Below are 26665 nucleotides of genomic sequence, written 5' to 3' on the forward strand. Positions count from 1 at the left end.
GTTCGACATCATCGAGGAGGACCGAATGGCGTTGCGGCCCGGCGCAATCGTAGGCGGCTACCGGGTACTTCAAGTTCTCGGCAGCGGCGGTATGGGCACGGTGTACCTGGCCCAGAACCCGATCCTCCCGCGTCGTGACGCATTGAAGGTGCTGAGCGCCGATCTGTCCACCGACGACGAATTCCGCGCCCGCTTCGAGCGCGAAGCGAATCTGGCTGCCGGACTCGATCATCCGAACATCGTCGCGGTGTACAACCGCGGCGAGGAGAACGGGCAGCTGTGGATCGCCATGCAGTACATCGACGGTGTCGATGCCGCGGACGAGGCCAAGAAGGGCCCCTCTGTGATGACCCCGCAGCGCGCCCTGCGGATCGTGTCCGAGGTGGGCAAAGGGCTCGACTACGCGCATCGGCGCGGGCTGCTGCACCGAGATGTGAAACCGGCGAACTTCCTGCTCTCCGCCGCCGAAGAAGGCGATGAGGAACGAATACTGCTCACCGACTTCGGTGTCGCAAAATCGTCGGAGGACGGCCAAGACCTCACGGCGACAGGCAATTTCATGGCTACGGTTGCCTATGCCCCGCCTGAGCAGTTGGTCGGAACCAGCCTGGACAATCGCGCCGATATCTACAGCCTCGGCTGCTCGTTCTTCAAGCTGCTGACGGGGCAGAACCCGTATCCGTCGACCATGCCGGCCGTGGTCATGATGGGCCACCTGCACGAGCCACCACCGAAACTGAGCGCGGTTCGACCGGGTCTGCCGCCCGCGTTGGATGCGGTGATCGAGAAAGTGATGGCCAAGGACCCGACACAGCGCTACGCAACATGTCGCGAGTTCACCCAAGCCGCCGAGGCCGCCCTTTACGGTGCTCAATTCCGTGCCCCGGAGGCCGGGTACTCGACCGATAACCGCATGCCTGTCGCGGGATATTCGACCAGCCCGACCATGCCGGTTACCGCGGATCCGTACGCTTCCACTGGCTACCACACCCAAACCCGAACTTCCACAACTGGATTCGCGCCACAGGAAAACACCGACCAGAGCCTGATCGCGACCCAGCGAAACCACTCCCGCCGGTCATCCATCCGCCGATTCCTGATACCGGCGGCTCTCGCCGTAGTCGTCGTTGCCGCCGTCGCAGCTGGAACGTTCTTCTTGACCAGCGGCGGATCCGGCTCCGGTGGTGGCGACAAGGTGACCGAAGCACGAAATGCCAATCCGCAATTCTCGGGAAAGACTGTCACCGCATTCAATTTCGGCAACTCGACGCTCTCTGTGGTGCTCAATCCCAGCGAGCAATCCAAGTTCCTGCAGAACCTCGGCTTTGTCTACAGCACCAAATACAAGGCCGTCGGCGATGAGAAGTCGCCCCGCGCACTGTCGGCCGCAAGTTATTCGGCGGATGTCGATTCCGAGGTCGTGATCGTGCTGCGGACCGACAGCCAAGCCGGGAACGGTGGCCTGCGTGGGTTGCCCGGCGGCCTCCTGTCCAGCAGCGCGAAGATCGTTGTGATCGACGACCCCTCGACGGTACAGGCTTTCCAGGTGTGGACCGGTCAGTCCCAGGACACATTGGTCGACAAGATGGTTCCGTCGATCGGCAAGGTCGTCAAGTAACACAGCGGACGCGGCCAACAGTCTTATCGAACGGGGATCGGTCTTGTAGACGCGACACTGCGCTGTTCGGTAGGGTATTCGCAGCCAGCCCACTCGCCAGTTCAGTGGCCGCGAGCAGGGGGAAGGAGGGGATCGGTGTGCTGGTGGTGACCGAGACGATGACATTGCGGTCCAAGGCATCCGGGGGGATCTGTGTGGCCCTCCGACCGTGATGAAGCCCGGTCGACAAAGCTACAGCGCCCGTGTGACGCGATGGAACTGCCAGATTCTTTCGAACTGGATGGAACCGAACGGGCCGAGGACGCGTCCAACCATATGAACGAGGTCGACTCGCAGTCGGGATGTTGACCAGAACCAGAACCAGGAGCAGAAGCGATGACTTCACCAGGGAATTTCGTTGCGGATACCGAGGGTATCAATGCGAAGGCGAAGGAGTTCATGGAGCAGCACAACAGCCTGAACGCCGCGATCAGTCAGCTGAAGACCGACGAGGACAACGTCACGAACGGCGCCAACTGGCAGGGCGCGGCCCGCGACGCCTTCAATGCCTTCATGGAGCGGTACTACTTCCAGGCCTCCAAGATGAACGACCAGCTGATGCAGACCGCCGACAACCTGCTCAAGATGAGCAACCAGTTCTCGGATCAGACGCACGATTTCGCCTCGCAGATCCAGACGCAGGTTTCCAGCCTGGACCTGCCCGCGGTCTAATTTCCAGAATCACGCCACAAAGGAGTCTGAATAATGAGCATGGACAAGCCGATCTCCGCTAATTTCGACGGCGTTGCGGACGGTGCCCGCCAGATCCTCAACCGCGCCGAGAACATTCGGAACGAGCTCGAGGCGTTCGAGAAGAAGGTCAAGGCATTCTTCGACACTCAGGGCGGTCAGGCCAAGGAGGCCTTCGAGCAGTACCAGACGACTTGGAACCAGCATGTCGTGCAGCTCAACACGACGCTGAGCGGTGCCGCTACGCTGATCGACAAGGGAAACTCCGAATTGCAGGGCACGGACACCGCCCTCGCTGGCCTCTTCTGAGTTCCGATCATCCGAACTATTCGTGGCCCCCGGCGGTTTGCCGGGGGCTCGAATTGTTTATGCGCGGAACGGCGGTGCAACCCGTACTGGGACAACACCATTCAGGAATTGACCTGTAGCGAGGCCGCGAACTGCTCGCAGGGTTGTTTGATCGAGTCGGTGCCACCGAGGTACTGGCATCCGGTGCTGACCTGAAGTCCGTGCTCGACCAGGACGTGCCAGCTCACCGTCGAGCCGTCGCCTGGCTGTTCGGTGTAGGCGAGCCCGGACTTACCGCCGAAGACCACGTCGCGCCTCAGATCGCTCAGCTTGCCGTCGGGCTGCTGTTTCATCTGAGTTTCGAGATTGGCGGCGACCTGCTCGTATCCGGTACCCGGGGCGACCGGGGTCTGGATCAGTGTGATGCGGGCACGGGTTCCGTCCGACGGGACGAGGTCGACTCGCGATTTGGTTGGGTCGACGGCCTGCGTCAGGCGCCACCCGGACGGGATCTGAAAGCGTACGCGTCCAACGGTTTCCGATGATGGCTTCGAGGTCGTCGGCGGTTGGGTGACCGGCGACTGTGCGGTCGTGCCTGCGGCCGCTGAGGTGCTCGCCGCCGAGGCCGCAGGGGTATCGTCCGAGCCACCGAATGCGAATACGGCACCGGCGGCCACTGCGGCGACCACCAGCACTCCGGCAATACCAGCGATCGCATAGGCCTTGGTATTTCGGCCGGGTGGCTGCATGGCCGCGGCCCGCTGACGCAGCGGCTGCATCCACTCGGTGGTCGGCAACGGCGCGACTTCGGGCTGATATTCCGGTTCCTGCTGTGGTCCGCGCATCAGATCCGCGCCCGCGATCGGACGCACTTCGATCGCCTGTGTGCAGACCTGTTGCACCGCCGAACGAATCAGGTCCAGCTTCGCCGAATCGGAAACTCCGACAGCCTGAACAAAATCGGCGGGCTGACCCGCGAGCACGCGATCGATGAGCTCGCACAGATCGTAGAAGCCACTCGACTCCGGCTCGATATCGGCGACCGCGAGATTCGGTTCGTGTTCACACGATTCGATTCGAATACCCTGATGGCTGCGCACCACCGCGGTCGCGGTGGTCGAGAGCGGGCCGCATTCCAAGACGACCGTGCGACGGCTGCGGGCGGTGCCGACATCAGCGATCACCGCGCGAATCGCCATGTCCTCGAACACCACATCCGCGGCGAAGCGGCGGGCGGCCTCGGCGAATACCGCTCGCCGACGACCACCCCATTCGGTCGGACATACGACGGTGAGCTGCGCACACGGAACCGGGACACCTAGGTTGCGCATTACGGTGCCGACTACCGAGCCCATCGCCTCGGCGAGACTCGGCACGCGCGGCAGCAAGGCGATCCGATCCGCCGCGATGTACTGGACGGCTGAGCTGACCTGTGTCGGCGGCGTAAGTGGCTCGCCGACAACGAGATCACCGTTGCTGCCGAGCACCACCGACGGCGGCACATCCCAATGTGTGGCCGGACCGCGCGCCCATATTCGGGTGTCGGTCACCACCAGATCGACGTTCGACATCACTCGGCCGGTGGCATCCAGGCCAGCTGAATCAAGCCCTCGGTATTGCGCGTGACGTATGTGCCACGCCCAGGCGGTTTGATACCGGGGCGGGTGGTGCCGAAGAGCACGCCCTCGTCCTTATTGCAGCTCATGACCAGAGCGGCCGAACCGAGATCCTTCATGCGCGCCACCGTCGCCTCGTACATGGCGCGGCTGGCACCACCGGAGCGCCGCGCGATGATCACGTGGAAACCGAGGTCACGCGCATGCGGCAGGTGGTCGACCAGTGCCGATACCGGATTGCCGCTGGAGGAGGCGACCAGGTCGTAGTCGTCGACGATGACGTACAGCTCCGGACCACGCCACCACGAGCGGTCGCGCAACTGCTGTGGCGTGACGTCGGGTCCCGGCGTCCGCTGCGCGACATAGGCGGCGAGATCGGTCATGTTCTGGGTGAACTGCGGTGCGGTGGAGCCGTATCCGGCGAGGTATCCGTCGGGCACGAGTCCCAGCATCGACCGTCGGTAGTCGCCGAGGATGAAACGCGCCTGATCCGGGGTATTCGACGCCGCGATGCTCTCGATGATCGTCCGGAGCAATGTCGTCTTACCGCTCTCGGTATCACCGAGGACGATGAAGTGCGGGCTCTCGTTGAAGTCGAGATAGACCGGGGCCAGCTCGGATTCGTTGATACCGAGCGGAATTCGCATGCACTTGACGTCCGGGTCGACCTGCGACGGCCAGTTGCCCGCGAGCTGCAGCAACTGCTCGCGCGGCAGCAGTTCCGGCAGCATCCTGGCCGCGGGCGCGGGGCGGCCCGGGGTCAGCCGGGCGATGGTCGCCACCGCATCGGCGACGGCCTGGCCGAGGTTGTCCTGATCCGCGCTTCCGTCGATGCGCGGCAGACCGGTCAGCATGTGCAGGCACTCGGGCGTCATACCGCGTCCCGGACGGCCCTGCGGCACAAGCGAAGCGAACTTGCGGCCGAGATCGGAGTCCATGGGGTCACCGAGGCGGAGCTCGATGCGGGTGCCGATCTGGTCTTTCAGAGCGGGGCGCGCCTCGGCCCAGCGCGCGAGGGCGATGACCACGTGGACCCCGTAGGACAGGCCCTGAACCGCGAGGTTCATGATGGGTTGCTCGAGGGGGTCGAAGTCCTGGCGGATGGAGCCGAAGCCGTCGATGACCAGGAAGACATCGCCGAAGGGGTCCTCGTGCGCACCGGCTGCACCGGGACTGCTCGCCGGATCCATGGCGCGCAGGCGACGGAATTCGGTCATCGACTCGATGCCGAGCTGACGGAACCGAGCCTCGCGCTGGCGGACGATGGTGGTCATCTCGGCGATGGTGCGGCGGACCTTGTCCTCGTCGAGACGGCTGGCCACCGAGCCCACGTGCGGCAGGCCTTCGAGGCTGGCCAGGGTGCCGCCACCGAAGTCGAGGCAGTAGAACTGCACCTGTTCGGCGGTGTGGGTAAGAGACAGGGCCATGATCATGGTGCGCAGAGCCGTCGACTTACCCGACTGCGGGCCACCGACGACCGCGACATTGCCTCGCGAACCCGACAGGTCCACGACGAAGGGATCGCGGCGCTGGTCGTAGGGACGGTCGACGATGCCCATCGGCGCGCGCAGAGTGGCGACGGCGGAGTATTCGCCGGTGAGCACACTGCGTGGGATCAGTTGGTCGAGGGTGGGGGCCTCTTCCAGGGGCGGGAGCCAGATCTCATGGGCCGGGCGGCCGTGGCCGGCGATGCGGGAGGCCAGCATATTGAGGTTGGAGATCTGTTCGGCGTCGTCGGACTGCGGTTCGGGATCGTGCGACGGCTCGGACGGCAGCGGGACCCGGTCGATGGTGCGGAAGTCGACGTGGGTGGCGGTGAAAGGGCGTGCCTTGATGTCGATTTCGCCGCCCGCGACACCGGCCTGGGTGACCTCCCGCTGGGAGCCGCCGCCGACGTAGGGGCCGGAGACGTAGGAGGCCTGGAAGCGCTGGATCTCACCGGAGTCGGACTTGAGGTAACCACCGCCGGGGACGCCGGGCAGGTTGTAGGCGTCGGGGACGCCGAGGACCTGTCGGGATTCGTTGGCGGAGAAGGTCTTCAGACCGATGCGGTAGGAGAGGTGGCTCTCCAGCCCCTTCAGCTTGCCCTCTTCGAGGCGCTGCGAGGCCAGCAGCAGGTGCACGTGCAGCGAGCGGCCGAGGCGGCCGATCATCACGAACAGTTCGGCGAAATCCGGGTGCTGGGTGAGCAATTCGGAGAACTCGTCGAGCACCACGAACAGTGCGGGCAGCGGGTCCAGATCGGCGCCCGCGGCGCGCGCCTTCTCGTATTCGGAGACGTTGGCGAAGTTGCCCGCCTGGCGCAGTACTTCCTGGCGGCGGTTCATCTCACCGGCCAGGGCGTCGCGCATACGGTCGACGAGGTCGGCTTCCTCTTCGAGGTTGGTGATGACGGCCGCGACGTGCGGTACGCCGTCCAAGCCGAGGAAGGTCGCACCACCCTTGAAGTCGACGAGCACCAGGTTCAGCTGGTCCGGCGAATGGGTCGCCAGCAGGCTGAGCACCAGGGTGCGCAGGAATTCCGACTTACCGGAACCGGTTGCGCCGATGCACAATCCGTGCGGGCCCATACCGCTTTCGGCGGCTTCCTTGATATCGAGTTCGATGGGCGCACCGTCCGCGCCGACACCGAAGGGCACGCGCAGCCGCTCGCGGCCGTATCGGGGACGCCAGGCATGCTCGGGATTGAATGTGCCGATATCGCCGAGCTTCATCAGCTGGGTCCAGGTCGAGATCACTTCGGCGTCATCGTGTTCGACATCGCTGCTGCGCTGGGTTGCGGCGCGGTACGGCGCGAGTCGGCGCGCGACCTGCTGGGCCTGCTGCGGGCTGATCCGGTCGATCAGCGCGAAACGCTCCTGGTTGCCGGTGGCGCCGCGACCGACGCATTCACCGTTCTCGACGACCATCTTGATGCCGCGCGAAACCGCCAAACGCGGTGCGTAGCCGCACAAGTCGATGATGGTCACGCCCTCGTAACCGGATTCGCGAAGTTGGTCTTCTTCGGCCTCGAGCAGACCGCCGTCGACGACAATGACGATATGCACCAGGTTGGCGTTGGCCGGCTGGTTACGGGAGTAGCGAACGCGGTTGGCCAGCAACGGATGCAGGCCCGCGGTGGCCTCCCGGATCGAACCGTAGAACATGCGCTGGGTGCCGATGCCGTCCTGCGCGTCCGGATGCTGGGTGTGCGGTAGCCACTTGGTCCACTCCCATTCGCGGGCGGTGTCCGGGCCGCAGACGACGGCGATGAGCACCTGGTCCGGCGCCTGGAACATGCACAGCTGCAACAGCATTGCGCGGGTCATATCGCGCGCCTCGGCGCGGTCGCCGTCCAGTGCGATGGTCGCGAAGCCCTTGACCGCGATCGCGGTCGGCAGATCCGGAACGGTGGAGTGCGCGCGCACGAAGCGACGCAGCGAAACCGCCGCGATCGGCTCCAATTCCTCGACCGGACCGGTCTCCGGCGCGACCAGACGGGTGGCCAGGCGCTGTCCGCCGGTGCCGATGCGGGCGTGGCAGAAGTCCTTGTCCCCGGCGCGGCGTTCCCACATGCGAGAAGTTCCGGCCAGCATCCAGATCAGGGCAGGCTCCGGATGGCTCCATTCGACGGAAGCGCGCTGCTGCGTTGCGGTCTGGTCGACGTCCTTGCGGACCTGATCGAGGTAGCGCAGATAGTCCTTGCGGTCCTCGTTCGCCTCGGCCGCCTTCTGTCCCTTGCCGCCGCCCTGACCGGCGAACATGCCGACCATGGAGACGACCATCATCATCGGGAACATCATGCTCATCGGGTTCGACGTGATGCTGCTGCCGCCCTGGGTGAACATCAGCGCCATCATGCCGACCATGCCGACGACCATCACGACCGGCATCAGCTTCGATACCAGGCTGCCCGGTGTCACCCTTGGGATTTCGGGCGGCGGCTGCAGCGTGACCTCGCCACCTGGCGAGCGCGGCATCTCGCGACGCGCGCGCCGCTGGAACCGGACGGTACTCATCGGACGAGATCCCCCTCTTCGCAAGCTGCACTTTTTCGGCCTCAGTGTAGAGGCCACAGCTGACATGTCGTACAGTTCGACCAGCATTCTGCTGCCCGAACGGTGGGTTCGCAAGCTTGGCCCCCTCGCTCACGGGACGCGGAAATACGAGGTAGAGACCGAGTTGGGGGAAGCTTGACGCACGCGCGACTTGACCACATCGACGAAGAATCCTCGCGCGGTATCGTCCGTGCGCCCGACCTTGCCCGGGTCACGATTCTCGCGAAGCACACCCAGGTGGATATGGCGATTCCGGTCGATGTGCCGGTCGCGCTGGTGATCCCGAGTGTCGTCGATATGGTCGCTCAACACAGCCGCACCAACGATTTCGACAATGAGGGGGAGCGCTTCGAGCCCGCCGAATGGGTGCTGGCCAGGATCGGCCATCCGCCCTTCTCCAATTCGCTGAGCCTCGGTGAGCACGGTGTGCGCGACGGCGAGTTGCTCATGTTGGAGAGTGCCTCGCATACCGCGCCGACGCCGCTGTTCGACGACATCATGTACAACGTCGCGATCGCCGACGCCGATCACTACCGCAGCTGGACCCCGAAGGTCGCGCGGATCACCGGTTCGGTGCTCGCAGCGCTTACCATGATCGTCGGCTGCCTCGGCCTTCTGCTGTCCAAAGACGCACTGCCGGGCTGGATCAGCGGTTCGCTCGGGTTGACCGTGGCGATTCTGCTGGTGATCGCGGGCATGGTGCTCAGCAGGATGTACGGCGACACCTCGACCGCGCTGGTGCTCGGCGGCTGTGCGCTGCCCGCCGCGTTCACCGCCGGAATGCTTTACGTGCCCGACGATTACGGCTGGGCGCATCTGCTGCTCGGTTCGGTATTGGTCGGCGCGACAGCGGTTCTCGCGTGGCGTGTCACCGGCGTCGGACTCGCGCTGTTCATCGGCGCGGCAACGCTCGCGGTGTACGCGGTCCCTGCCGCGCTGGTCGGCGTGCTCACCGACCAGCCGGAGAAGGCCATCGGCGCCGTCGTCGCCGCGGTCGGACTCGCGGGTCTTTCACTCGCGCCGCGGGTTTCGATGCTGCTGGCAAGCCTTCCGCTACCGCCGGTGCCCTCCCCCGGCACCCCGATCGACCCGACGGAGGACGATCCGGACGATCACCGCGCGCTGCCGACCATGGACGCGCTGCGGGTGAAGTCGGAACGGGCCCGGATGTACCTGGCCGGACTCGTCTCGGCGACCACACTGCTTTCTGTGGCGGGTGCGTTGGCGGGCACCGGCCCCGGCGCGCAGGATCCGTATTGGCCGGGTATCGCGCTGGCGCTGGTGACCGCCGTGGTGCTGATGTTCCGCAGCCGGACCTACGCGGGTGCCGAACAGGCCGTGGTGCTGATCGCGGGCGGCGCGTCGATCGTGCTGATCATGATGGTCGGCGTCGCCGTCGGCATGGAACAGCCGCTGGCCGTCTTCGGTGCGGCGATGGTGGTGCTGGTCGCCGCGCTGATTCTCGGCATCATCATTCCGAACCAGTCCGCGACACCGCCGATGCGCCGTGGTGTCGAATTGCTCGAGTACGCGTTCGTGGCCGCCGTACTGCCGCTGGTGTTCTGGGTGGCCTCGCTCTACTCGCTCGTTCGCGGGCTGTGAACAGGCAGCTGCGCGTCGCGGCGGCAGCCGTGGCGTTGGGCCTGAGCGCGTCGCTTGGGCTGGGGGCCGGTGCGGCTTCCGCGGATCACCCGCCCGCGGCGAATCCGGGTCTGCTGCCCGCAGGCGATCCGGCCGCACCACCCGAAAAGACCGAGCGGCCAGCGAATTCCGATTGCTCGAATACGGTGTCCGGCGGTGAGGGCGCGACGATTCCCACCGCGCAGCGCTCCCTTGATCTGGACAGCGCGTGGCGGTTCTCCAGGGGTGAGGGCCAGACCGTCGCGGTCATCGATACCGGCGTCGCGCGGCATCCCCGGTTGCCGGGACTGATCGCCGGTGGCGACTTCGTGGCGAACTCGGGCGACGGCACCGAGGACTGCGATGGGCACGGCACTTTTGTCGCGGGCCTGATCGCCGCCTCGAAGATCGACGGCCAAGGATTCTCCGGTGTCGCGCCGGAAGCACGCATCATGACCATCCGTCAGACCAGCAAGATGTATCAAAAGGAAGGCCGGTCCAGGGAGCGCAATCCCGACGACCTGCCCGAGGGCTACGGCAATCTGGCCACCATGGCCTCGGCGATCCGGCGCGCGGCCGATGCGAACGTGAGCGTCATCAATATCTCCGAGGTGTGGTGCGGCTCGTCCAATGACGCCGACGGATCCATCGGCGCGGCAGTGCGATACGCGACGCTGGAGAAGAACGTGGTCGTGGTCGTGGCGGCCGGAAACCAGGACGGCTCATGCAAGACCGAACAGCAGATCATCGATCCGCTGAATCCGTCCGCCGATCCGTGGAGCAATGTCAGGGTCAATGTGAGCCCGGCGCGCTGGGACGACTATGTGCTCTCGGTGGGCTCGATCGATTCGAACGGCGCGCCGTCGAAGTTCACGGTGCCCGGGCCATGGGTGAGTGTGGCCGCGCCGGGCGAGAATATGGTTTCGCTCGACCCGCGCGGTACCGGGACCGCGACCGGCACCGTGAATCAGCAAGGGCAGCAGCAGGCGATGAGCGGTACGAGCTTCGCGACGCCACTGGTATCCGGTGTGGTCGCGCTGGTACGCGCCCGCTTTCCAGATATGAGTGCGTTGGATGTGGTCAAGCGGATGCAGGCCACCGCGCACGCGCCCGCCGAGGGGTGGAGTCCCTATATCGGCTACGGCGCGGTCGATCCGGTCGCGGCGCTGACCGATGAGGTGAGCAGCACGCCGCTGCCGCCCAAGCGGCCGAGCCCGGCCAAGAGCGCCCAGCTCGCGGTGCCGAAACCGGCTCCGCCGCCGGACAATCGGGCCCGCGATGTCGCGTTGATCGGCACCGGGATAATCGGAACCGCCCTAGTGCTCGGCTACCTCGCCTCGTTCCCGATCCGCCGCCGGTTCGGCGTCAAGTCCGACGATATGTAGCGTCTTCGTGGCAAACGGCGGTACATAGGGTGTCGCACCCGATCGATACAGGTAGTTCCCATGCACGTAGCACAACACGACGGCGGGCAACCGAGCCGTAGACAAGCCTGGGAACGCACGACCAGCATCCCGATGCTGGTGCTCGCCGTGCTCTTCATCGGTGTCTACGCCTGGCATGTGCTGGATACCGGAGCGTCACCGCGCCTGGATGCCTGGCTCGAACGGGTCGACATCATGATCTGGGTGGCATTCGTCGCGGACTTCGGCATCCGGACCTGGCTGTCCACCGATCGCCGGCGATTCGTGCGCACGCATCCGCTGGAGCTGTTGATCGTGCTGCTGCCGCCGTTTCGTCCAGTGCGGTTACTGCGCGCGGCGTTGTTGGTGCTCGACCAGCTCAACCGCAATCGGGTGACGCGCGCTCGCCTCGCGATATTCGTCGGCACGAGTTCGGCACTCACGCTGGTGCTGTGCAGTCTGGCCTTCTTCGATGCCGAATACGGCGCGCCCGACAGCAAGATCCACAACTTCGGCGACGCCCTGTGGTGGTCGATGGTGTCGGTGACCACGGTCGGCTACGGCGATGTGTATCCGGTGACCGTGCAGGGCCGCATGATCGCACTGATCCTGATGACGCTCGGCATCGGCCTGATCAGCTTCGCCATCGGCACCACGACCAGCTGGGTGATGGACCAGCTGAAGTCCGTCGAGGTGACCGCCGACCGCACCGAGGTGGAGATCGCGATGCTGGTCGACGAAATCCGCGCGCTACGAAGCGAAGTCGCCGAGTTGCGCGCGGCTTCGATGTCCGGGGACTAACTCAATTCGCCGAGGCGACAGGTGATTTCGAGGGTGACGGGTCCGCGGAGACGCCGTCGTGGGCGACCATGGCGTCCGCGCGGGACAGGCTCGGACCGGCCGCGAGGAGGCCGACGATCGGCCACGGTGCCGGTTCGGCCTTGGTGCCCGAATCCGCATCCATGCCGAGCGCCTTTTCCGCGTCGGAGTCCTTGATGCCGTAGCGGACGCCGGTGTCGGCGATATAGAACTTGCTGTCCTTGCGTCGGCTGTCGGGTTCGATACCGGTGGTCTGGACGAAGGCGCCGGTGCCCGGCGGGATGTAGACCGAGTCGGCGTTGGGGCCGGTACCGTCCGCTTGAGCCAACGGTACGACTTTGGCTTTATCCGGAATCGGCAGGGCCACACCGGTGAGCACGGTCAGTTCGGCGCGATTGCCGCCGTCCTTGTTGTCCGCGGCGGCGGCCAACGGCTTCCAGGACAGGCAGCTGACCGGCTGGTCCTTGTAGTCGACGATGGACGGTACGACCTGCGGATAAGCGTCGACCAGCAGCGCGTTCGACACCGGCGCATAGGTCTTGTCGGTCTGATCGACGACATCATTGCTGGATATCGAGCGGTATCGGCCGCGGATGATCTCGGCGGTCACCGGCGAGATCTGCTGCAGACCATCTTGCAGCACAACGTATTCCGTATTGGGCTGTGCGGGCACATGCACGACTTCGCCGATGCGGTGGTTGCCGACCGAGTAGCTCACCGAGCCGCCCGGATTATCGATCTTGGGCGGAATGACCGGCAGCACTTCGGGAATCGTATTGAGCAGGCCCTCACCGATCGGCCGGGCGGTTGCGCCGGTGATCTTCAATGCGTCGGTGACAGCCCGGTCCTTGAGGTCGACGCGGGCGCGCTTGCCCTCGTAGACCAGATACGCCGAGTCCTTACCCTGCACCAGCAGCGCCCGATCCCTACCCATGACCGAGGCCTTCTCACCGAGCGAGAGACTTCCGGCGAGCACCGAGGTGGTGAGATCCCTGCTGCCGTCGACCTTCATCTGGTCGCAGACGGTCCAGATCCGGCCCTTGCCGTCCTTGTCGAAGCGCAGCGAGGAGGGTGCGCCCGGAATGCCGATCAGCTGGCCGCGCGCCTTCTTGCCGATCTCGGATTCCTTGACGATGACGGCCTTTTCCGGCGATCCCGCGGCCAACCGGGCCGATGCGAGATTCAGCGTCGGATGCACCACATCGTTGATCACCACGTAGACGGCGCCGGATTCCTTGCCGATCAGGATCTTGTTGCTGCCGATCTTGTCCTGTGGACGCAGCAGTGCGAGCACGCCGCAACCGGCCAGCACCACGATCGCCATGATCAATCCGGCCGCGTAGGCGCGGGACTGGGAGCGCATCGGATCATGCAGCATGCGCACATCCCGGCGCACCAGCGCGTGTTCCATCCGGCGGACCAGGAAGCGGTAACCGCTCACCTGCCACCGTGTAGTGGGTTTTGAAGGCATGTTTCCCTCCCCGAACAATGCTCGCGTTCGCGGAACACAGTACAGTTCCGGAGGACTATTGTTCAGCTCGGCCGCTGCGATACGGCCGATACCGGGTACTTGGGGGGACGACGATGGCCGAACAAGCCGGCGCGGGACCACGCCCGCTGCTCGGGCGCATCTCACTGCGGAATCTGTTGATCGCGCAGGTGATCGGGCTCGTTGCCGGACTGCTCGCCCTGTTGGCCGGGCTCGGCGCGTGGCCCGCGTCGGGCATCGCGGTGGTCGCCGGACTGCTGCCGCTGATCCCGATTGCCAAGCGCACCATCCTGGATTGGATCGCCACCTGGTGGCGCTACCTCACCCACGGTGATTACGAGCTCGGCGATACCGTCGACTTCCGCGGCTCGGACGGACGCTCGCTCGGGCTGTACTGGGACGGCAGCCGGGTTGTCACCGTCGTCGAGGTCCTGGCCCCCAAGGGCGGGCTGACCCGGATCGCTCGTACCACCGTCCACGCCTCGCATCTGCTGCCGCTGCCGGAATTGGCGAAATGCCTGAACCAGCACGACATTCTGCTCAGCGGTATCGACATCATCAGCCACGGTCACCGCAGTCGCTCCGGTACGCCCGCGGGCAAGATCTATGAATCGCTGCTGGGACCGCTGCCCGCGACCGCACACCGGAATGTGTGGCTCGCCATCAGCTTCGACGCGATCGCGTGCCCGGAGGCCGCGGCCCGGCGCGGTGGCGGCAGCGAGGGTGCCTCACGCGCGGTAACCATTGCGACGCAACGCATTATGCGCACCCTGGAAGACGCGGACTGCAGTGCCCGCATCCTTACCGCACCCGAGATCCGCAAGGCGGTTCTGCAGGTCACGCAGGGCTTCGATCCGCGCACGCTGACTCATCGCTGGCGATATGCCGAGATCGGCAACAGTGTGAATATCGGTAGTGCGGTCGACCCGAAGCGGCTCGGTTCGGATCTGCTCTCGCAGCTGTGGGTCGCGCCGTCGCGCGGCACGACGGTCGCGGTGCGGCTACGTCCGGGTAGCTCGGCGGAATCGGTGAGCATCGGTGCGGCTTGGCGGCTGACCACGCGGGAACTGCCGGAGCGTACGAAGCTCAAGGGTCTGATCTCGATGAACGGGCGGCAGCGCGATGGTCTGCTCGCGCATCTGCCACTGGCCATTCCGGATCTCGACGACGCGGTTCCGGTGACCGAGTACCCGATCGATGTGATCGGTGCGCTGCATCTGCCGTCGTCGGGTTGCGGTCAGCTGATCGGCTCCGATGACGAGGGTCAGGGTGTCGCGGTCCGCATTGTCGGTACCGGTATTTCCACGGTGTATGTGGCCGGTGAGTTGTATCTGGCTCAGCAGTTGGTGTTCCGCGCGTTGGCGGTCGGTGAACGCATCCTGATCCGTACCGATCGAACGCATGCCTGGGAGAACCTGGTGACGACCATCGGGAATCCGGAGCGGCTGCAGATCGCGGTGGAGACGCATCAATCCGATGCCGGGTTCACCGCGACGGTGGTCGACGGTGTGCTGGCACCAGCACCGCACGCCGGTGTCACCACGATCTATGTGACCGGAGATCCGATGGGGTGGCCCGCGACTCGGCCCGACCTGTCGATCCATCAGCCGGGGGCCATCGGAAACCATGTGGTGCTGCGGACCGGGACTGCTCAGGTCGATCTGACGTTGGTGTCGATTCCGCGCGAGGCGACGTATATCGGGCATCCGCGCGGGCGGCGGGCTATGGCTGGGAGTCCCCAGTAGCCGCTTGTTTCGGTGCGCGGCATGGCTGTGGTTGCGTTCCAGGCTTTTTGGGCGCGGGTAGTGAAATGGTGGTAGTAGTCGGCGCGTCGAACCACCATTTCGACTGCCCTCGATGGGTTCCGCTCCTGGATGGTCAGCCTGGGTAGGGGTCTGTGGTGCGTGCGGCGCGGAGAGTTCTCGCCCACCAAGCCAATTGGCGGATCAGGCGATCGGCGGCATCTATAGCAGCGCCGTCTTGGGTGTTGCCTGATTCGTCGAATCGCCTTTTGGCCTGGTGGAAGCTGACGGTTTCGCGGATGGAGACCATGTGGATTTCCGCGACTACCTGGCGGAGTTGTTCGACCGCGCGCAGGCCGCCGGAGAGGCCGCCGTAGGAGACGAAGCCGATGGGTTTGGCGCGCCATTCGTGTTTCGCGTTGTCGAAGGCGGTTTTCAGGGACGCCGGGTAGCCGTGGTTGTACTCGGAGGTGATGGCGACGAAGGCGTCGGCGGCGGCCAGGCGTTGGCGATAGGCCTCGACCTCGGCCGTGAAGGTCAGGTCGGTCGGCAGTGGGGTGGTTATGAGATCGATGACGCCGGTGTCGAATTCGGGGGTCGCCCGGACCGTGCGCAGGAACCAGTCGGCGACCACCGGAGCGAATCGCTCCGGGCGCGTGCTGGCCACGATGACCTCTAGCCGTAGCGGAGTATCCACTGCGCGAGCCTAACTCGGTGTACCGGCGGTACGGTCGAGGCGGGCTCGGCGATCTCGATTCATTCGGCCGGATCGGTCGACGTGCGGCTCGGCGATTCCGCATGATTGACGGGACAACCCGGTGCGACTCTGGAGGAAACAACATGATCCTGGTGACCGGCGCGACCGGCAATATCGGCACGGAACTGGTTGCGGCACTGAGTAATTCCGGTGCTGCCGTGCGCGCATTGGTCCGCGATCCCGGGCGGGCACAGCTGCCCGCCGGTGTCGAGGCGGTGACGGGCGATCTGAACCAGCCGGAAAGCCTGACCGAAGCCCTGGACGGGGCCACCGGAATGTTCCTGCTGCCGGGCTACGCCGACACCCCCGACCTGCTCGCCCGCGCGAAGAAGACGGGCGTCCAGCACATCGTGCTGCTTTCGGGTGGTTCGGCGGCGCTCGAGGATATGAACAACGCGGTCTCCGCGTATATGACGCAGGCCGAGCGGGACGTGCGCGAATCCGGCCTGGCGTGGACCTTTCTGCGCCCGCGCTCGTTCATGTCGAATGCGCTGCGCTGGTTGCCGCAACTCGAACAGGGTGATGTCATCCGCGCCCAGTTCCCCGATGTACCGGTCGCCGCGATCGATCCCGCCGATATCGCGGCCGTCGCGGCGGTCGCCCTGACCGGCGGCGGACTGGCCGGGCGCGTCCTCGAGCTGACCGGCCCGCGAGCGCTCGTGCCAGCCGATCAGGTCGCGGTGCTGGCCGAAGTGCTCAACCGGCCACTTGTCTGCCAGGGCTTGACGAATGCGGAGACACGGGCCGAACTCGAGGCCTCCATGCCGCAGCACTACGTCGACGCATTCTGGAGCTTCTTCGTCGACGGCACCCTCGACGAATCCCAGGTCTACCCCACCGTGCAGGAAGTAACCGGCCGAGAACCGCGCACCTTCGACCAGTGGGCCCACGCACACGCCGACGCCTTCGCAGAGGCGTGATCGATCGCAGAATGCGACGACAGGCCGACGAACGACGCGTACCAACTGGGCCGCCCTGGAACCGATGACCTCGCGGCAGCAGGGACGCACGCCGCGCACTCGAGAAAGCGCATTCCGCGAGTAGACCCGCGTGTGCAAGTGGATGGGTCGTTGATCAGATGCTGCCGACTTCGCGACAGACGTGGTCGCAACAGTGTCTGCGGGCCGTGCCGGCATCGGGTCCGACGAGCAGGCGTACGCGGTCCATCTCTGGGTCGGCCCAGGAGATCCCCCGCCCGTGCCTGGGGTTGCGCCATTTCTGCTCGATGCGCGCACACGCCGCGTGGATGCGCTGATGCAGGGCCTCGGGCCGGATTTCGCGCCCACCGCACCCGCTGGCCGGTGCCGAAATCTTCGAGTACCTATGCGACCGCTCACAGAGCAGCCGACTCAGGAGTCGGTGTGACAAGTCCGGAAATGTCGACCAGCGGAGTTGTGGGCGCAAGCGCCGTCACATCGACGAACCGGCACCGGCCTCCGGTTTGGCCAACTCGGGTCGGGGGCCAGGGGGTTTCATATTCGGCCCGGGACGGTCGATCACCGGCTCCGGCCGGGGCGCGGACACGTTTACGTTCGGCACCGGAGTGTCGGGCCGCGCGATCGGCGCGGCGGGCCGTGGCTCCGGGTGCACCTGATGCTGGGGTGCGGTCGGCGGCGGCACGGCTCGCACGTGAAGTGGAGCGGGTTCCCGTTGGGGTGTGGTGGTCTCGACCGCGGGGGCGGCGAGTTCGGCGAGACCGTGGGTGGGTGGGATTCTGGCGGTGAAACCCAGTGTGCGCCTGGCTCGTTCGGGGTCGGCGGCGAGGTGGCGGGCGTCGGCGAGGAGGTAGCGGCCGGTTACCACGGGGGCCGGGCCGCCGCGGGCTTTGGCCATGATCGACGCGACTTCCCACATGGTGATGGGGTGGCCGGAGGCGATGTTGAGGGGGACGAAGCCCGGTGGGCGACGGTCGACGGCGGCCACGGTGGCGGCCACGATGTCGTCGACGTGCACCACATCCCTGACCTGTCCGCCGTCCTCGCCGACCAATGGCGGGCGGCCCTGATCGAGTGCGGCGAGGAAGTTTCCGATGAAGCCGGATCGCGTGCCTTCGCCGTATCCGTTGTGGTAGCGCAATGCCGTGACGGCCGCACCGTTGGCCAAACCCCAAGCGAGCGCGTAGTTTTCCTGCGCCAACTTGCTGGCACCGTAGAAGCCGCGCGGACGCAACGGCGCGTCCTCGGTGACCGGCTCCCAGGTGAGCAACTCTCCGGTACGCGGCGCCAGGTGGTCGAACATGCCGCGATCCAGATCGGACCGCCGCCGCAATCCGGGATAGATCGGCCCGCTGTTCATCCCGCGATAGCGCCCCTCGCCGTACACCACGATGGATGACGCGAGTACCAGATGACGCACCTTCGCCCGACCCATCACATCGAGCAGGACCGCCGTCCCGAGATCATTGTGCGCGGCGAACACCGCCGACTCCGGCCCGGAGGTGACGGCGGCGAGGTGACAAACGGTATCGATACCGCGCAGCAAAGGCTCGAGCGCATCGGCATCGCGCACGTCCGCCCGCGAAACCCCATCCGGCTCATGCGCACCCTCGAACAGCACATCGACGCCGACAACCTCATGCCCGGCCACCGCCAACGCCCGCCGCAACCGCGACCCGAGGAACCCGGCCGCACCGGTGACCAGCACTCTCTTGACTTCCTCCCTGCGGCTGAAGCCGGGGGATTCCAAACCGTGACCGCTGCTCATGCGACGGTCGCGGTTGTCGGTTGACGCTTCACAGACCGGGTACCTCCGAAGTCTCCACGCCCTGTAACCGCCAGCCCGGCGGCCAAAATGTTTCGTGCGGCGTTCACATCGGGATGGTCCGAGTGCCCGCACGCGACGCAGCGGAACCGGGCTTGGCTCTCACGCGATCCAGATGCGGCATGCTGACAGGCATTACAGGTTTGCGACGTGTACGCGGGATCGATCTTCACTATCCGAGTGCCCGTATAACGGGCCTTACTTTGTAGCGCCAGCTCGAACTGGTACCAGCCCTTGTCGAGGATGGCACGATTCAACCCGGCCTTCTGGCCTACGTTGCGTCCCGGCTCCGTACATGTACCCCTGGCTGTGCGAGTCATGTCCCGGGTCTTCAGGTCTTCCAACACGATTAGCGCATTACCGGTAGTGAGGGTTTCGGCGGTTTGAGCGCCGAAGTCCTTACGTCCCGCCCGAACCCGAGCGTACAGAGCCGCCAGTTTCTTACGGGTAGATTTCCATCGATCGGAACGCTTCTCTCGCCGGGCGAGCTGCCGCTGCAACCGGCGAATACGTTCCGCTTCCCCCGGTGTGATGAACTCCCCGTCCAACAGTTCGCCACCGCTGGTGGCTACGGCGACCGCGACGCCACGGTCTATCCCGACCGCCGCTGCAGGGTGGGTGTGCTGCTGCGGGGTAGTTGCGCCGTCCTCGATGAGCAACGACACGTACCATTTGTTGCCATCACGGAAAACGGTCGCCGGCCGGATCGTGCCGCCGAGGGCTCGCGACCAGCGGACACGGACCCATCCGAACTTCGGGAGCTTGACCCGCGCCCACCGGCGGTTGAGACGCTCGACGGCGATCTTCCCGCCTTCGGGGAACCGGAACGACGGCGACCACCTGCGGCCCGAACGCCACCGCACCCGCCACGTCCCATGGTCGCGGCAGGCCCGGTCGAGATCCATCAGGGTTTGCTGCAAGCAGTGGCCCGGAGCCTGCGCGAGCCACTGGTGTTCCCTCTTCGCGTCGGCTAGCTGACGGGCCTGTTCCTGGTAGTTGATCCACGCGCCACGCTTTCGGTAAGCGCGGCGCTGCTCGAGTCCGGTATTCCACACTGCCCTGCATGCGTCGCCGACCGGTTCGGCGTATTCAGCTTGCTCGGCGGTGAACCCGATCCGGTACCTACGTCCGGTGAGCATCAGCGGGCCTTCTGCTGTTCGATGTAATGTTCGACGATCTCGGGCGACGCACCGCCGACCGTGGCCACAAAGTACGAATTTGTCCAGAGTGTAGGAAGTTTCGACTTCAGCCAGGGAAATTCGTCACGCAATACGCGCGAGGAACGACTCTTGATGGCCTTCACAAGCCGATGCACCCCGTATCGAGGGTCTACTTCGATGAGGAGATGGACATGGTCGGGCATGGTTTCCAACTCGATCAGCCACGCCCCCTTCTCTTTGACGACTTCGCCAACGATCTCTTTGAGCCGTTCCTCCATCCGACCGGCGATGACACGCCGCCGGAACTTCGGACACCACACGACATGAAACGCGCACTGGAACACGATGTCCGCGTCAGTTCGCAGTGTCACAGTCACCTTTGACAATATACAACCTACAGCTATATATCGCTAGTGTGTTCGATTCACCTGTTCGCCGCCGCGTATGAAGCCGGAAGTCCGCCCGCACCATTCAGAACAGATCGTGTCCACATCCCGCGTTCGCATCTTCCGACCTGGGATGATCAGCACCTAGCGCCCTACAGCTCACGGTAGTTCGAACGGCAGCGACACTCCCGCATGGACACGGCAACGTTCGCAGGTGTCGGTTCCGGTGACCGCCGAAACCGAGCGCCGGATCAACTCCTTGAACGGCCCGAGATTCTTCTTGAATTCGGCGAAGACGTCGACCGCGTGCACACCGTCGCCCTCCTCGACGCCCGCATCCAGGTCGGTCACCAAAGCGACTGCGGCATAGCACATTTCGAGTTCCCGGGCGAGCACCGCCTCGGGATGTCCGGTCATATTCACCAGTTCCCAGCCCTGCGCGGCGAACCAACGGCTCTCGGCCCGGGTGGAGAAGCGCGGGCCCTGCACCACGACCATGGTGCCCGAGGATTTCATCGGCAGCGCGTCCGTCGCGGATTTCGTTGCCGCAGAGCGCAGTTCGTCGCAGTACGGGTCGGCGAAGGAAACGTGCACGCCACCGCCGTCGAAGTAGGTCTGCGGGCGGCCGGAGGTCCGGTCGACCAGCTGATCCGGCACCGCGACGGTCCCCGGCCCCCAATCCGCGCGCAGGCTGCCGACCGCGCACGGCGCGAAGATCCGCCGCACCCCGATCGAACGCAACGCCCACATATTGGCCTGATACGGCAGCGTATGCGGCGCGAATTCGTGCTGTTTGCCGTGCCGGGGCAGGAAGGCCACCGGGCGACCCTCCACCTCGCCGACCGCGATCGGCGCGCTCGGCTTGCCGTAAGGCGTCTCGACCTCGACGGTGGTCGCCTCGTTATCGAAGAAATCGTAGAAGCCACTACCGCCGATCACGGCGAGCGCGGGCCGAACATCCAAACTCATGCACCGATTCTCTCGCTCGTCCCCGATTCCCGACCAAACGGGTCCACATCCGGCCAACGCTCAGCGATCCGAGCGGATTGCGCGGCAGCGTGCGCCACCTGCGCACCGTCGGCGGGTTCGGCGTGATCGCGGTCGCCGGGGTGCAGGCCAGCTTCGTCCTTTCCCGGCCCTACCCGCAGGTCGGCGTGACGCTGATGATCCAATTCCTGACCCCGATCGCGGTGATCGCCTGGAACTGGGCGGTGCGCGGACAGCGACCATCAGGGGCCACACATCGGTGGCCGAAGCGGCGCAGAGCGCGGTAGCCTGACAACACCCTCGCAGCACTGTACCCTAGGGGGGTATTAACCAGGCCGGTCAAGCCGGTGAGCAGTGAGGAGACCGTCGGTGACATCCACCCCGTCGCACAATGACACCGCGCCAGGCAGTGACTCGGCGGGTGGCACCCACGACCATTCCGGCCATGGGTACATCACCGCCAAGGACGACTACCTCAAGCGCCTGCGCCGGATCGAGGGCCAGGCCCGCGGCCTGCAGCGCATGGTCGAGGAAGAGAAGTACTGCATCGATATCCTCACCCAGGTCTCCGCGATGACGAAGGCACTGCAGGCCGTTGCGATGGGCCTGCTGGAGGACCACATCAGCCACTGCGTGGTGGACGCCGCGGTCGCCGGTGGCCCCGAGGCCGACGCCAAGATCAAAGAGGCCACCGACGCCATCGCCCGCCTGGTACGTTCCTGACGCTCAACCGTGTCGCCGTCGGTACACCGCGGCCGCACCCGGATGCAATGGAACGGCATCGGTTCCGATGAGCGAGCGGGTATCCAGGAACTGGGTCCCAGCCGCCTCGGCAGGCACCAACCGATCCGCTCGGGAAACCAGCAGATCGACGATCGCCCCCGCCGCGGCATCGGACATGGTCGGGGCGGCGAGCAGCAGATTCGCGACGCCGACCGTGCGGACCGAACGACCGCTGTCGTAGGCGTCGGCGGGAATTTCGACCAGATCGTAGAGATGTCCGAAACGCTCCCGCATCGGCGCGGCCAACTCACCGAGTTCCACCAGCCGCAACCGCTGCGGCACATCGAGCGCGTCGGTCGGTACGCCGCCCGCCCATAGCAGCGCATCCAGCTCACCGGATTCCACACCCGCCACCGCATCTCGCAGCGGTCGATGCGAAATATCCACATCCGAAACGGGATTCACGCCCGCGGCCCACAGCAGCCGCTCCCCGGTCACCGCCGCACCGGATCCGGCGGCCCCCAGGTTGACCCGGGTCCCGCGCAGATCGGTGACCTGCTGAATCGGCCCTTCCGACCGCACGGCCAACTGCAGATAGTTCTCGTACACCCGACCGAGCGCCACCAACGGAGCCCGCTCACTCTGCACCGAATCCGCCAGCGCCAGTGCGGCATCGACCTGCCCGTTCGCCAACATCCCCAGATTTTCCTGCGAGCCGGTCGTCGTCACCGGTTCGATCCGCACCGTGCCCTCCTCCCGGGCAACCGCCGCGAGCAGTTCCGCGAACGCGTGATAGAAGCCGCCGACCTCGCCCGAGGCCAGCCGCACGAGTTCTGGACTCCGACCACATCCGACAGCACCGGCTGCGACACCGAAGACGGTGAGCGCCAGGAACTTCCGCCGCCGCATCACGACCGCACCGCCTGCGGCAACCGGATCTGGATCGCGAGACCGCGCGGCTGCACGGGGAGCACGGACAACGTCCCGCCGCGCGCTTGGGCCAGTGCCGTCGCAATCGGGAGCCCGAGGCCAGAGCCGCCGGACGACGCACCGGAGCCGCGGAAGAACCGGGTGGTCAGCTTGTCGATCTCGGCCGGTTCGACGCCGGTCCCATCGTCACGGACGGTCACCGTCACCCAGTCCGGCTCGACGTCGACCACGATGACGGTCTGCGTGCCCGGCCCGGCATAGCTGCACGAATTGCTCAGCGGCACATCGAGAATCTGGGCGAGTACATCGGCGGAAACCGCGGCTTCGGCCTCGGTGACCTGCGGTTCCGCCCGCAATTCCTGCCCGGCGCTCTCGTAGGCGGAGTACCAGGCGTCGATCCGATCCGCAGCAACTTGCACTGCGTCACAATGGATTTCAGTATTGGATGGAGCGCGTGCGGCCTCGAAAGCAGCTGGGGTCTCGGCGACCGCCAAGCTGAGCAGGCCATCGAGCAGCGCGGTCAACCGTTCGACCTCCGCGCCCGCGCTACGGAAGGTCGCCACCGCACTTTCCGGAATGGCGGCTTCCAAAGAGTCGAGACGAATCGTCAAGGCGGCGAGCGGGTTTCGCATGGCATGCGCGGTATCCGCGACGAGCTGACGTTGCGCATCCGCCGAATCGGCGACCGCCAGTGCCATGGCATCGAAGGATTCCGCCACCGCCCGCATTTCCGGTGGCCCGCCATGGTGGCGGGCGATCGAGACGTGGGCGGCGGCCTCGGCGCGCGGCTTCGGCAGCGTCGCGGTCAGCTCGGCGACGGCCTGCGACAGCGCCGCCAGCGGCCGCAGCACCCAGCGCGCCAGGCTCAGCGCCAGCATGGTGAACACCACCATTGCCAGCACCGCGCCGACCGCGATCACCGCCCAGGCTCGGGCGATATCGCGCCGGGCGCGGGCAGTGGATGCCTCGATCACCACCGCGCCGTTGACCTGCACTCCGGTGCCGACCGGACGGGCGATCAGCACCGTCGACGCACTCCACGGCGTCAGTCGATACACCGGCTGCGGCCGCTGGTTGCGGCGGGCGGCGGCAACAGCGTCCTCTACGGGATCGGCGGCCGCGTCGACGCCCGCATTCACCGTCCGCGCACCTCGCGCATCTACCACGAGCACGTTTTCCCCATAGAGATCGTGGTAGCGCCCGGCCTCGTCGGCCAGCGCCCGGCTGTCACCCTCGGCCACCGCCGCATCGGCGAGGCTGGCGAACCGGTCGGCATCGCCGGACCGATCGGCCACGAACTCCTGGGTGCGGCTGGTCGCGAAGGTCAGCGAGAGCGGTACCGCGAAGGCGAAGACGGCGATCGCCGCGAATACCGTCAGCGCGACGAGTAGTCGTCTGCGCATGCCGGGCTCCGCTCCTGCTAGGTCTGCCGGGCCGGCACGATCACTGGCCCCAGCGGTAACCGTAGCCGCGAATCGTCGTTATCAGCCCAGGTCGGTCCAATTTCGCGCGTAGTCCGGTCATGTGCACATCCAGTGAGCGCGATACCGCGACGAACGCGTCACCCCAGATCCGATCCATCAGCTGCTGGCGGCTGACCGCGGCACCGGGCCGCTCCACCAATGCCTCCACCAACTCGAATTCCTTCTGGGTCAACGCGATCGGCCGCCCGGCCACCTCGACCACCCGGGCCGCCAGATCGACCCGCACATCGCCGGTGACCACGTCGGCACGCTCCGGCTGCGATCCGGCGACGGCGCGCCGGACCACGTTCTCCAGCCGGGCCATCAATTCCGCGATCCGCGGCGGCTTCACCAGATAGTCGTCGGCGCCGCCGCGCAGTCCGCGCACGATCGAGCGTTCGTCGCTGCGCGCGGTCAGGATCAGCACCGGCACGGAACTCACCTCGCGCAGCTGGCGCAGCACCTGCAGACCGTCACCGTCGGGTAGTCCGAGATCCAGGATGACCGCGTCGTAGCCGCGGTGCGCGATGAGCAGATCGGCGCCGCGGCGCTTGCGCTCGGCCTGATAACCGCGGGCGTTGAGCGCCTCTACCAGCGCGTCGCCTACGCCGTCATCGTCCTCGACCACCGCCAGCCGCACACGCCGATCCTCCCATAGCAATGGAGCGGCGTATGCGGTCGGGCCGTCAGGGTCGAGCCGCCGCGAGGTCATGGTCCGGCCCGGCGGCCGAGGTATCCGCCTTGGTGAGCGAAACATCGTCCGTGGCAGCGGCATCGGCGTCGATGGCGGATCCGCTCGAGGTCTCTCGCATGAACCAGTAGGTCAGCAGCGAGATTCCGATGCATCCGGCGACGTACCAGAAGTACAGCGATTCATGGTTCGCCTGCTTCAGCGACAGCGCGATGGTTTCGGCCGTGCCGCCGAAGATCGCGACAGTCAGCGCGTACGGGAGGCCGACGCCGAGCGCGCGGATCTTGGTCGGGAACAGCTCGGCCTTCACGATGGCGTTGATCGAGGTGTAGCCGGTGATGATGACCAACGCGCCCATCATCAGCGCCCAGGCGGCGATCGGATTCTTGGTGTGCGCGATCACGGTCATGATCGGCACGGTGAGCAGGGTGCCCGCGACGCCGAAGAAAATCAGCAACTTACGTCGTCCGACCCGGTCGGACAGTGCCCCGGCCAGCGGCTGCAGCACCACGAAGACCAGCAGTGCGATGAAGTTGATCCACGAGACCGTCGGCTTGGCGATGCCGGAGGTATTGATCATGAACTTCTGCATGTACGTGGTGTAGGTGTAGAACGCGACGGTGCCGCCGAGCGTCAGCCCGATCACCAGCAGGCATTCCCGCGGGTACTGCAGCAGCATCCGCAACGAACCGCGCGCAGGCTGGTTTGCACCGGCGCTGCTCGCCGCCGGGTCACGTTCGGCCTCGACCTCGGCCTCGAAGTGCTCGGATTCGTCCATGCTGCGTCGCAGCCACATCACGATCAGCGCGCCCGCCGCACCGATCACGAACGGAATGCGCCAGCCCCAGTTGTTCATCTGGGCGTTGTTCAGGAACTGCTGCAGGATGATCTGCACACCGAGCGCCACCAACTGTCCGGCGACCAGCGTGACGTACTGGAAGCTCGAATAGAACCCGCGCTTACCCGTCGAGGCCACCTCGGACAAATACGTTGCGCTGGTTGCGTATTCGCCCCCCACCGAAAGACCCTGCAACAGCCGGGCCAGCAAAAGCAGTGCCGGCGCAACGATTCCGATCGTCTGGTATCCAGGCGTCAGCGCGATCAGCAGCGACCCCGCCGCCATCACCGTCACCGAGAGCGTGAGCGCCGAGCGGCGTCCGAACTTGTCGGCATAGCGGCCGAGCAGCCAACCACCGAGCGGCCGCATGAGGAACCCGACCGCGAAAATCGCTGCAGTGGAAAGCAATTGCGCGGTCGAGTCACCCTTCGGGAAGAACGACTTCGCGAAATACACGCTGAATGCCGTGTAGACATACCAGTCGTACCACTCGACGAGATTGCCGATGGAACCACGCAATACATTCGCGACCACCCGGCGCTCGCCGACAGGCTGTGTCGTAGTCACAAGATCTCCTTCTTCGACGCGGCCTTGCGTCGGTCGGAGACC

The 26665-nt window shown here is 65.8% G+C and carries 21 protein-coding genes and 1 pseudogene; 10 read left to right on the top strand and 12 right to left on the bottom strand.

Translation table 11 applies throughout. The annotated features are described in order from the left end of the window. Nucleotides 1–25 precede the first annotated feature (25 nt). The 3 genes from ACQPZ2_RS39900 to ACQPZ2_RS39910 all read left to right on the top strand — a co-directional run bounded on the left by ACQPZ2_RS39900 (nt 26) and on the right by ACQPZ2_RS39910 (nt 2656). Nucleotides 26–1618 carry a serine/threonine-protein kinase gene (locus tag ACQPZ2_RS39900; protein ID WP_433523113.1) on the top strand — a complete coding sequence of 531 codons (1593 nt, stop codon included), beginning with the start codon at nt 26–28 and terminating at the stop codon, nt 1616–1618. Nucleotides 1619–1993: 375 nt separating this feature from the next. Further along, nucleotides 1994–2329: a WXG100 family type VII secretion target gene (locus ACQPZ2_RS39905; RefSeq protein WP_387295284.1), complete on the top strand. Its 336-nt coding sequence runs from the start codon at nt 1994–1996 to the stop codon at nt 2327–2329. A gap of 39 nt (nt 2330–2368) precedes the next feature. Further along, nucleotides 2369–2656: a WXG100 family type VII secretion target gene (locus ACQPZ2_RS39910; RefSeq protein WP_040686706.1), complete on the top strand. Its 288-nt coding sequence runs from the start codon at nt 2369–2371 to the stop codon at nt 2654–2656. Nucleotides 2657–2757: 101 nt separating this feature from the next. On the opposite strand, the gene ACQPZ2_RS39915 is transcribed toward ACQPZ2_RS39910, so the two are convergent. Further along, the gene (locus ACQPZ2_RS39915) at nt 2758–4206 is read right to left on the bottom strand and encodes a type VII secretion-associated protein (RefSeq protein WP_433523114.1); all 1449 of its coding nucleotides are present in this window, start codon (nt 4204–4206) and stop codon (nt 2758–2760) included. Further along, nucleotides 4206–8249, bottom strand: a complete 4044-nt coding sequence (gene eccCa, locus ACQPZ2_RS39920) for a type VII secretion protein EccCa (protein ID WP_433523115.1) — start codon at nt 8247–8249, stop codon at nt 4206–4208. The genes ACQPZ2_RS39915 and eccCa overlap by 1 nt, the downstream gene beginning before the upstream one ends. Nucleotides 8250–8423: 174 nt before the next feature. Here eccCa and eccD point away from each other — a divergent pair, with 174 nt between their 5' ends. The 3 genes from eccD to ACQPZ2_RS39935 are packed head-to-tail and all read left to right on the top strand — an operon-like array spanning nt 8424 to nt 12112. Beyond that, nucleotides 8424–9890, top strand: coding sequence for a type VII secretion integral membrane protein EccD (gene eccD, locus ACQPZ2_RS39925; protein WP_433523116.1), 1467 nt, complete (start codon nt 8424–8426; stop codon nt 9888–9890). Beyond that, nucleotides 9887–11293, top strand: coding sequence for a type VII secretion-associated serine protease mycosin (gene mycP, locus ACQPZ2_RS39930; protein ID WP_433523117.1), 1407 nt, complete (start codon nt 9887–9889; stop codon nt 11291–11293). The genes eccD and mycP overlap by 4 nt, the downstream gene beginning before the upstream one ends. Before the next feature lie 60 nt (nt 11294–11353). After that, complete coding sequence (locus ACQPZ2_RS39935) at nt 11354–12112, top strand: potassium channel family protein (protein WP_433523118.1); 759 nt, start codon at nt 11354–11356, stop codon at nt 12110–12112. A 1-nt stretch (nt 12113) separates the two neighbouring features. On the opposite strand, the gene eccB is transcribed toward ACQPZ2_RS39935, so the two are convergent. Continuing rightward, on the bottom strand, nt 12114–13601 hold the full coding sequence (eccB, locus tag ACQPZ2_RS39940) for a type VII secretion protein EccB (protein ID WP_433523119.1): 1488 nt from the start codon (nt 13599–13601) through the stop codon (nt 12114–12116). A gap of 113 nt (nt 13602–13714) precedes the next feature. Here eccB and eccE point away from each other — a divergent pair, with 113 nt between their 5' ends. Next, nucleotides 13715–15364, top strand: a complete 1650-nt coding sequence (gene eccE / locus ACQPZ2_RS39945; RefSeq protein ID WP_433523120.1) for a type VII secretion protein EccE — start codon at nt 13715–13717, stop codon at nt 15362–15364. 133 nt (nt 15365–15497) lie between these two features. On the opposite strand, the gene ACQPZ2_RS39950 is transcribed toward eccE, so the two are convergent. Then, complete coding sequence (locus tag ACQPZ2_RS39950) at nt 15498–16058, bottom strand: NADPH-dependent FMN reductase (protein WP_433523121.1); 561 nt, start codon at nt 16056–16058, stop codon at nt 15498–15500. A 143-nt stretch (nt 16059–16201) separates the two neighbouring features. On the opposite strand from ACQPZ2_RS39950, the gene ACQPZ2_RS39955 reads away from it, so the two are divergent. Next, nucleotides 16202–17038 carry an NAD(P)H-binding protein gene (locus ACQPZ2_RS39955; RefSeq protein ID WP_433523122.1) on the top strand — a complete coding sequence of 279 codons (837 nt, stop codon included), beginning with the start codon at nt 16202–16204 and terminating at the stop codon, nt 17036–17038. Nucleotides 17039–17798: 760 nt separating this feature from the next. Here ACQPZ2_RS39955 and ACQPZ2_RS39960 read toward each other — a convergent pair. The 4 genes and pseudogenes from ACQPZ2_RS39960 to ACQPZ2_RS39975 all read right to left on the bottom strand — a co-directional run. Then, nucleotides 17799–18821 (bottom strand): annotated as a pseudogene (locus ACQPZ2_RS39960) (NAD-dependent epimerase/dehydratase family protein); the annotation flags it as partial. Beyond that, on the bottom strand, nt 18818–20017 hold the full coding sequence (locus ACQPZ2_RS39965; RefSeq protein WP_433523123.1) for an RNA-guided endonuclease InsQ/TnpB family protein: 1200 nt from the start codon (nt 20015–20017) through the stop codon (nt 18818–18820). The gene ACQPZ2_RS39965 and the pseudogene ACQPZ2_RS39960, both read right to left, overlap by 4 nt. Further along, nucleotides 20017–20415: an IS200/IS605 family transposase gene (gene tnpA, locus ACQPZ2_RS39970; protein ID WP_433523124.1), complete on the bottom strand. Its 399-nt coding sequence runs from the start codon at nt 20413–20415 to the stop codon at nt 20017–20019. Before tnpA ends, ACQPZ2_RS39965 begins: the two co-directional genes overlap by 1 nt. Nucleotides 20416–20583: 168 nt before the next feature. Beyond that, complete coding sequence (locus ACQPZ2_RS39975; RefSeq protein WP_433523125.1) at nt 20584–21393, bottom strand: S-methyl-5'-thioadenosine phosphorylase; 810 nt, start codon at nt 21391–21393, stop codon at nt 20584–20586. Nucleotides 21394–21482: 89 nt separating this feature from the next. Between ACQPZ2_RS39975 and ACQPZ2_RS39980 the strand changes: the two genes are divergently transcribed. After that, entirely contained in the window at nt 21483–21698 is a 216-nt protein-coding gene (locus ACQPZ2_RS39980) for a hypothetical protein (protein ID WP_433523126.1), read from the top strand. 82 nt (nt 21699–21780) lie between these two features. Beyond that, a complete protein-coding gene (locus ACQPZ2_RS39985) occupies nt 21781–22134 on the top strand; it encodes a metal-sensitive transcriptional regulator (RefSeq protein WP_174566180.1) in 354 nt (117 codons plus the stop codon). Between the two features lie 3 nt (nt 22135–22137). Here the strand turns inward: ACQPZ2_RS39985 and ACQPZ2_RS39990 are convergent, their stop codons facing one another. The 4 genes from ACQPZ2_RS39990 to ACQPZ2_RS40005 are packed head-to-tail and all read right to left on the bottom strand — an operon-like array spanning nt 22138 to nt 26623. Continuing rightward, nucleotides 22138–23043 carry a TAXI family TRAP transporter solute-binding subunit gene (locus ACQPZ2_RS39990; RefSeq protein ID WP_433523127.1) on the bottom strand — a complete coding sequence of 302 codons (906 nt, stop codon included), beginning with the start codon at nt 23041–23043 and terminating at the stop codon, nt 22138–22140. After that, nucleotides 23043–24467 carry a sensor histidine kinase gene (locus ACQPZ2_RS39995; protein ID WP_433523128.1) on the bottom strand — a complete coding sequence of 475 codons (1425 nt, stop codon included), beginning with the start codon at nt 24465–24467 and terminating at the stop codon, nt 23043–23045. Before ACQPZ2_RS39995 ends, ACQPZ2_RS39990 begins: the two co-directional genes overlap by 1 nt. 40 nt (nt 24468–24507) lie before the next feature. Then, nucleotides 24508–25167: a response regulator transcription factor gene (locus tag ACQPZ2_RS40000; protein WP_433523129.1), complete on the bottom strand. Its 660-nt coding sequence runs from the start codon at nt 25165–25167 to the stop codon at nt 24508–24510. 46 nt (nt 25168–25213) lie between these two features. After that, on the bottom strand, nt 25214–26623 hold the full coding sequence (locus ACQPZ2_RS40005) for an MFS transporter (RefSeq protein WP_433523130.1): 1410 nt from the start codon (nt 26621–26623) through the stop codon (nt 25214–25216). Nucleotides 26624–26665 lie beyond the last annotated feature (42 nt).

Origin of the sequence: Nocardia pseudovaccinii (genome assembly GCF_050942345.1) — a bacterium.
GTDB classification, from domain to species: domain Bacteria; phylum Actinomycetota; class Actinomycetes; order Mycobacteriales; family Mycobacteriaceae; genus Nocardia; species Nocardia pseudovaccinii.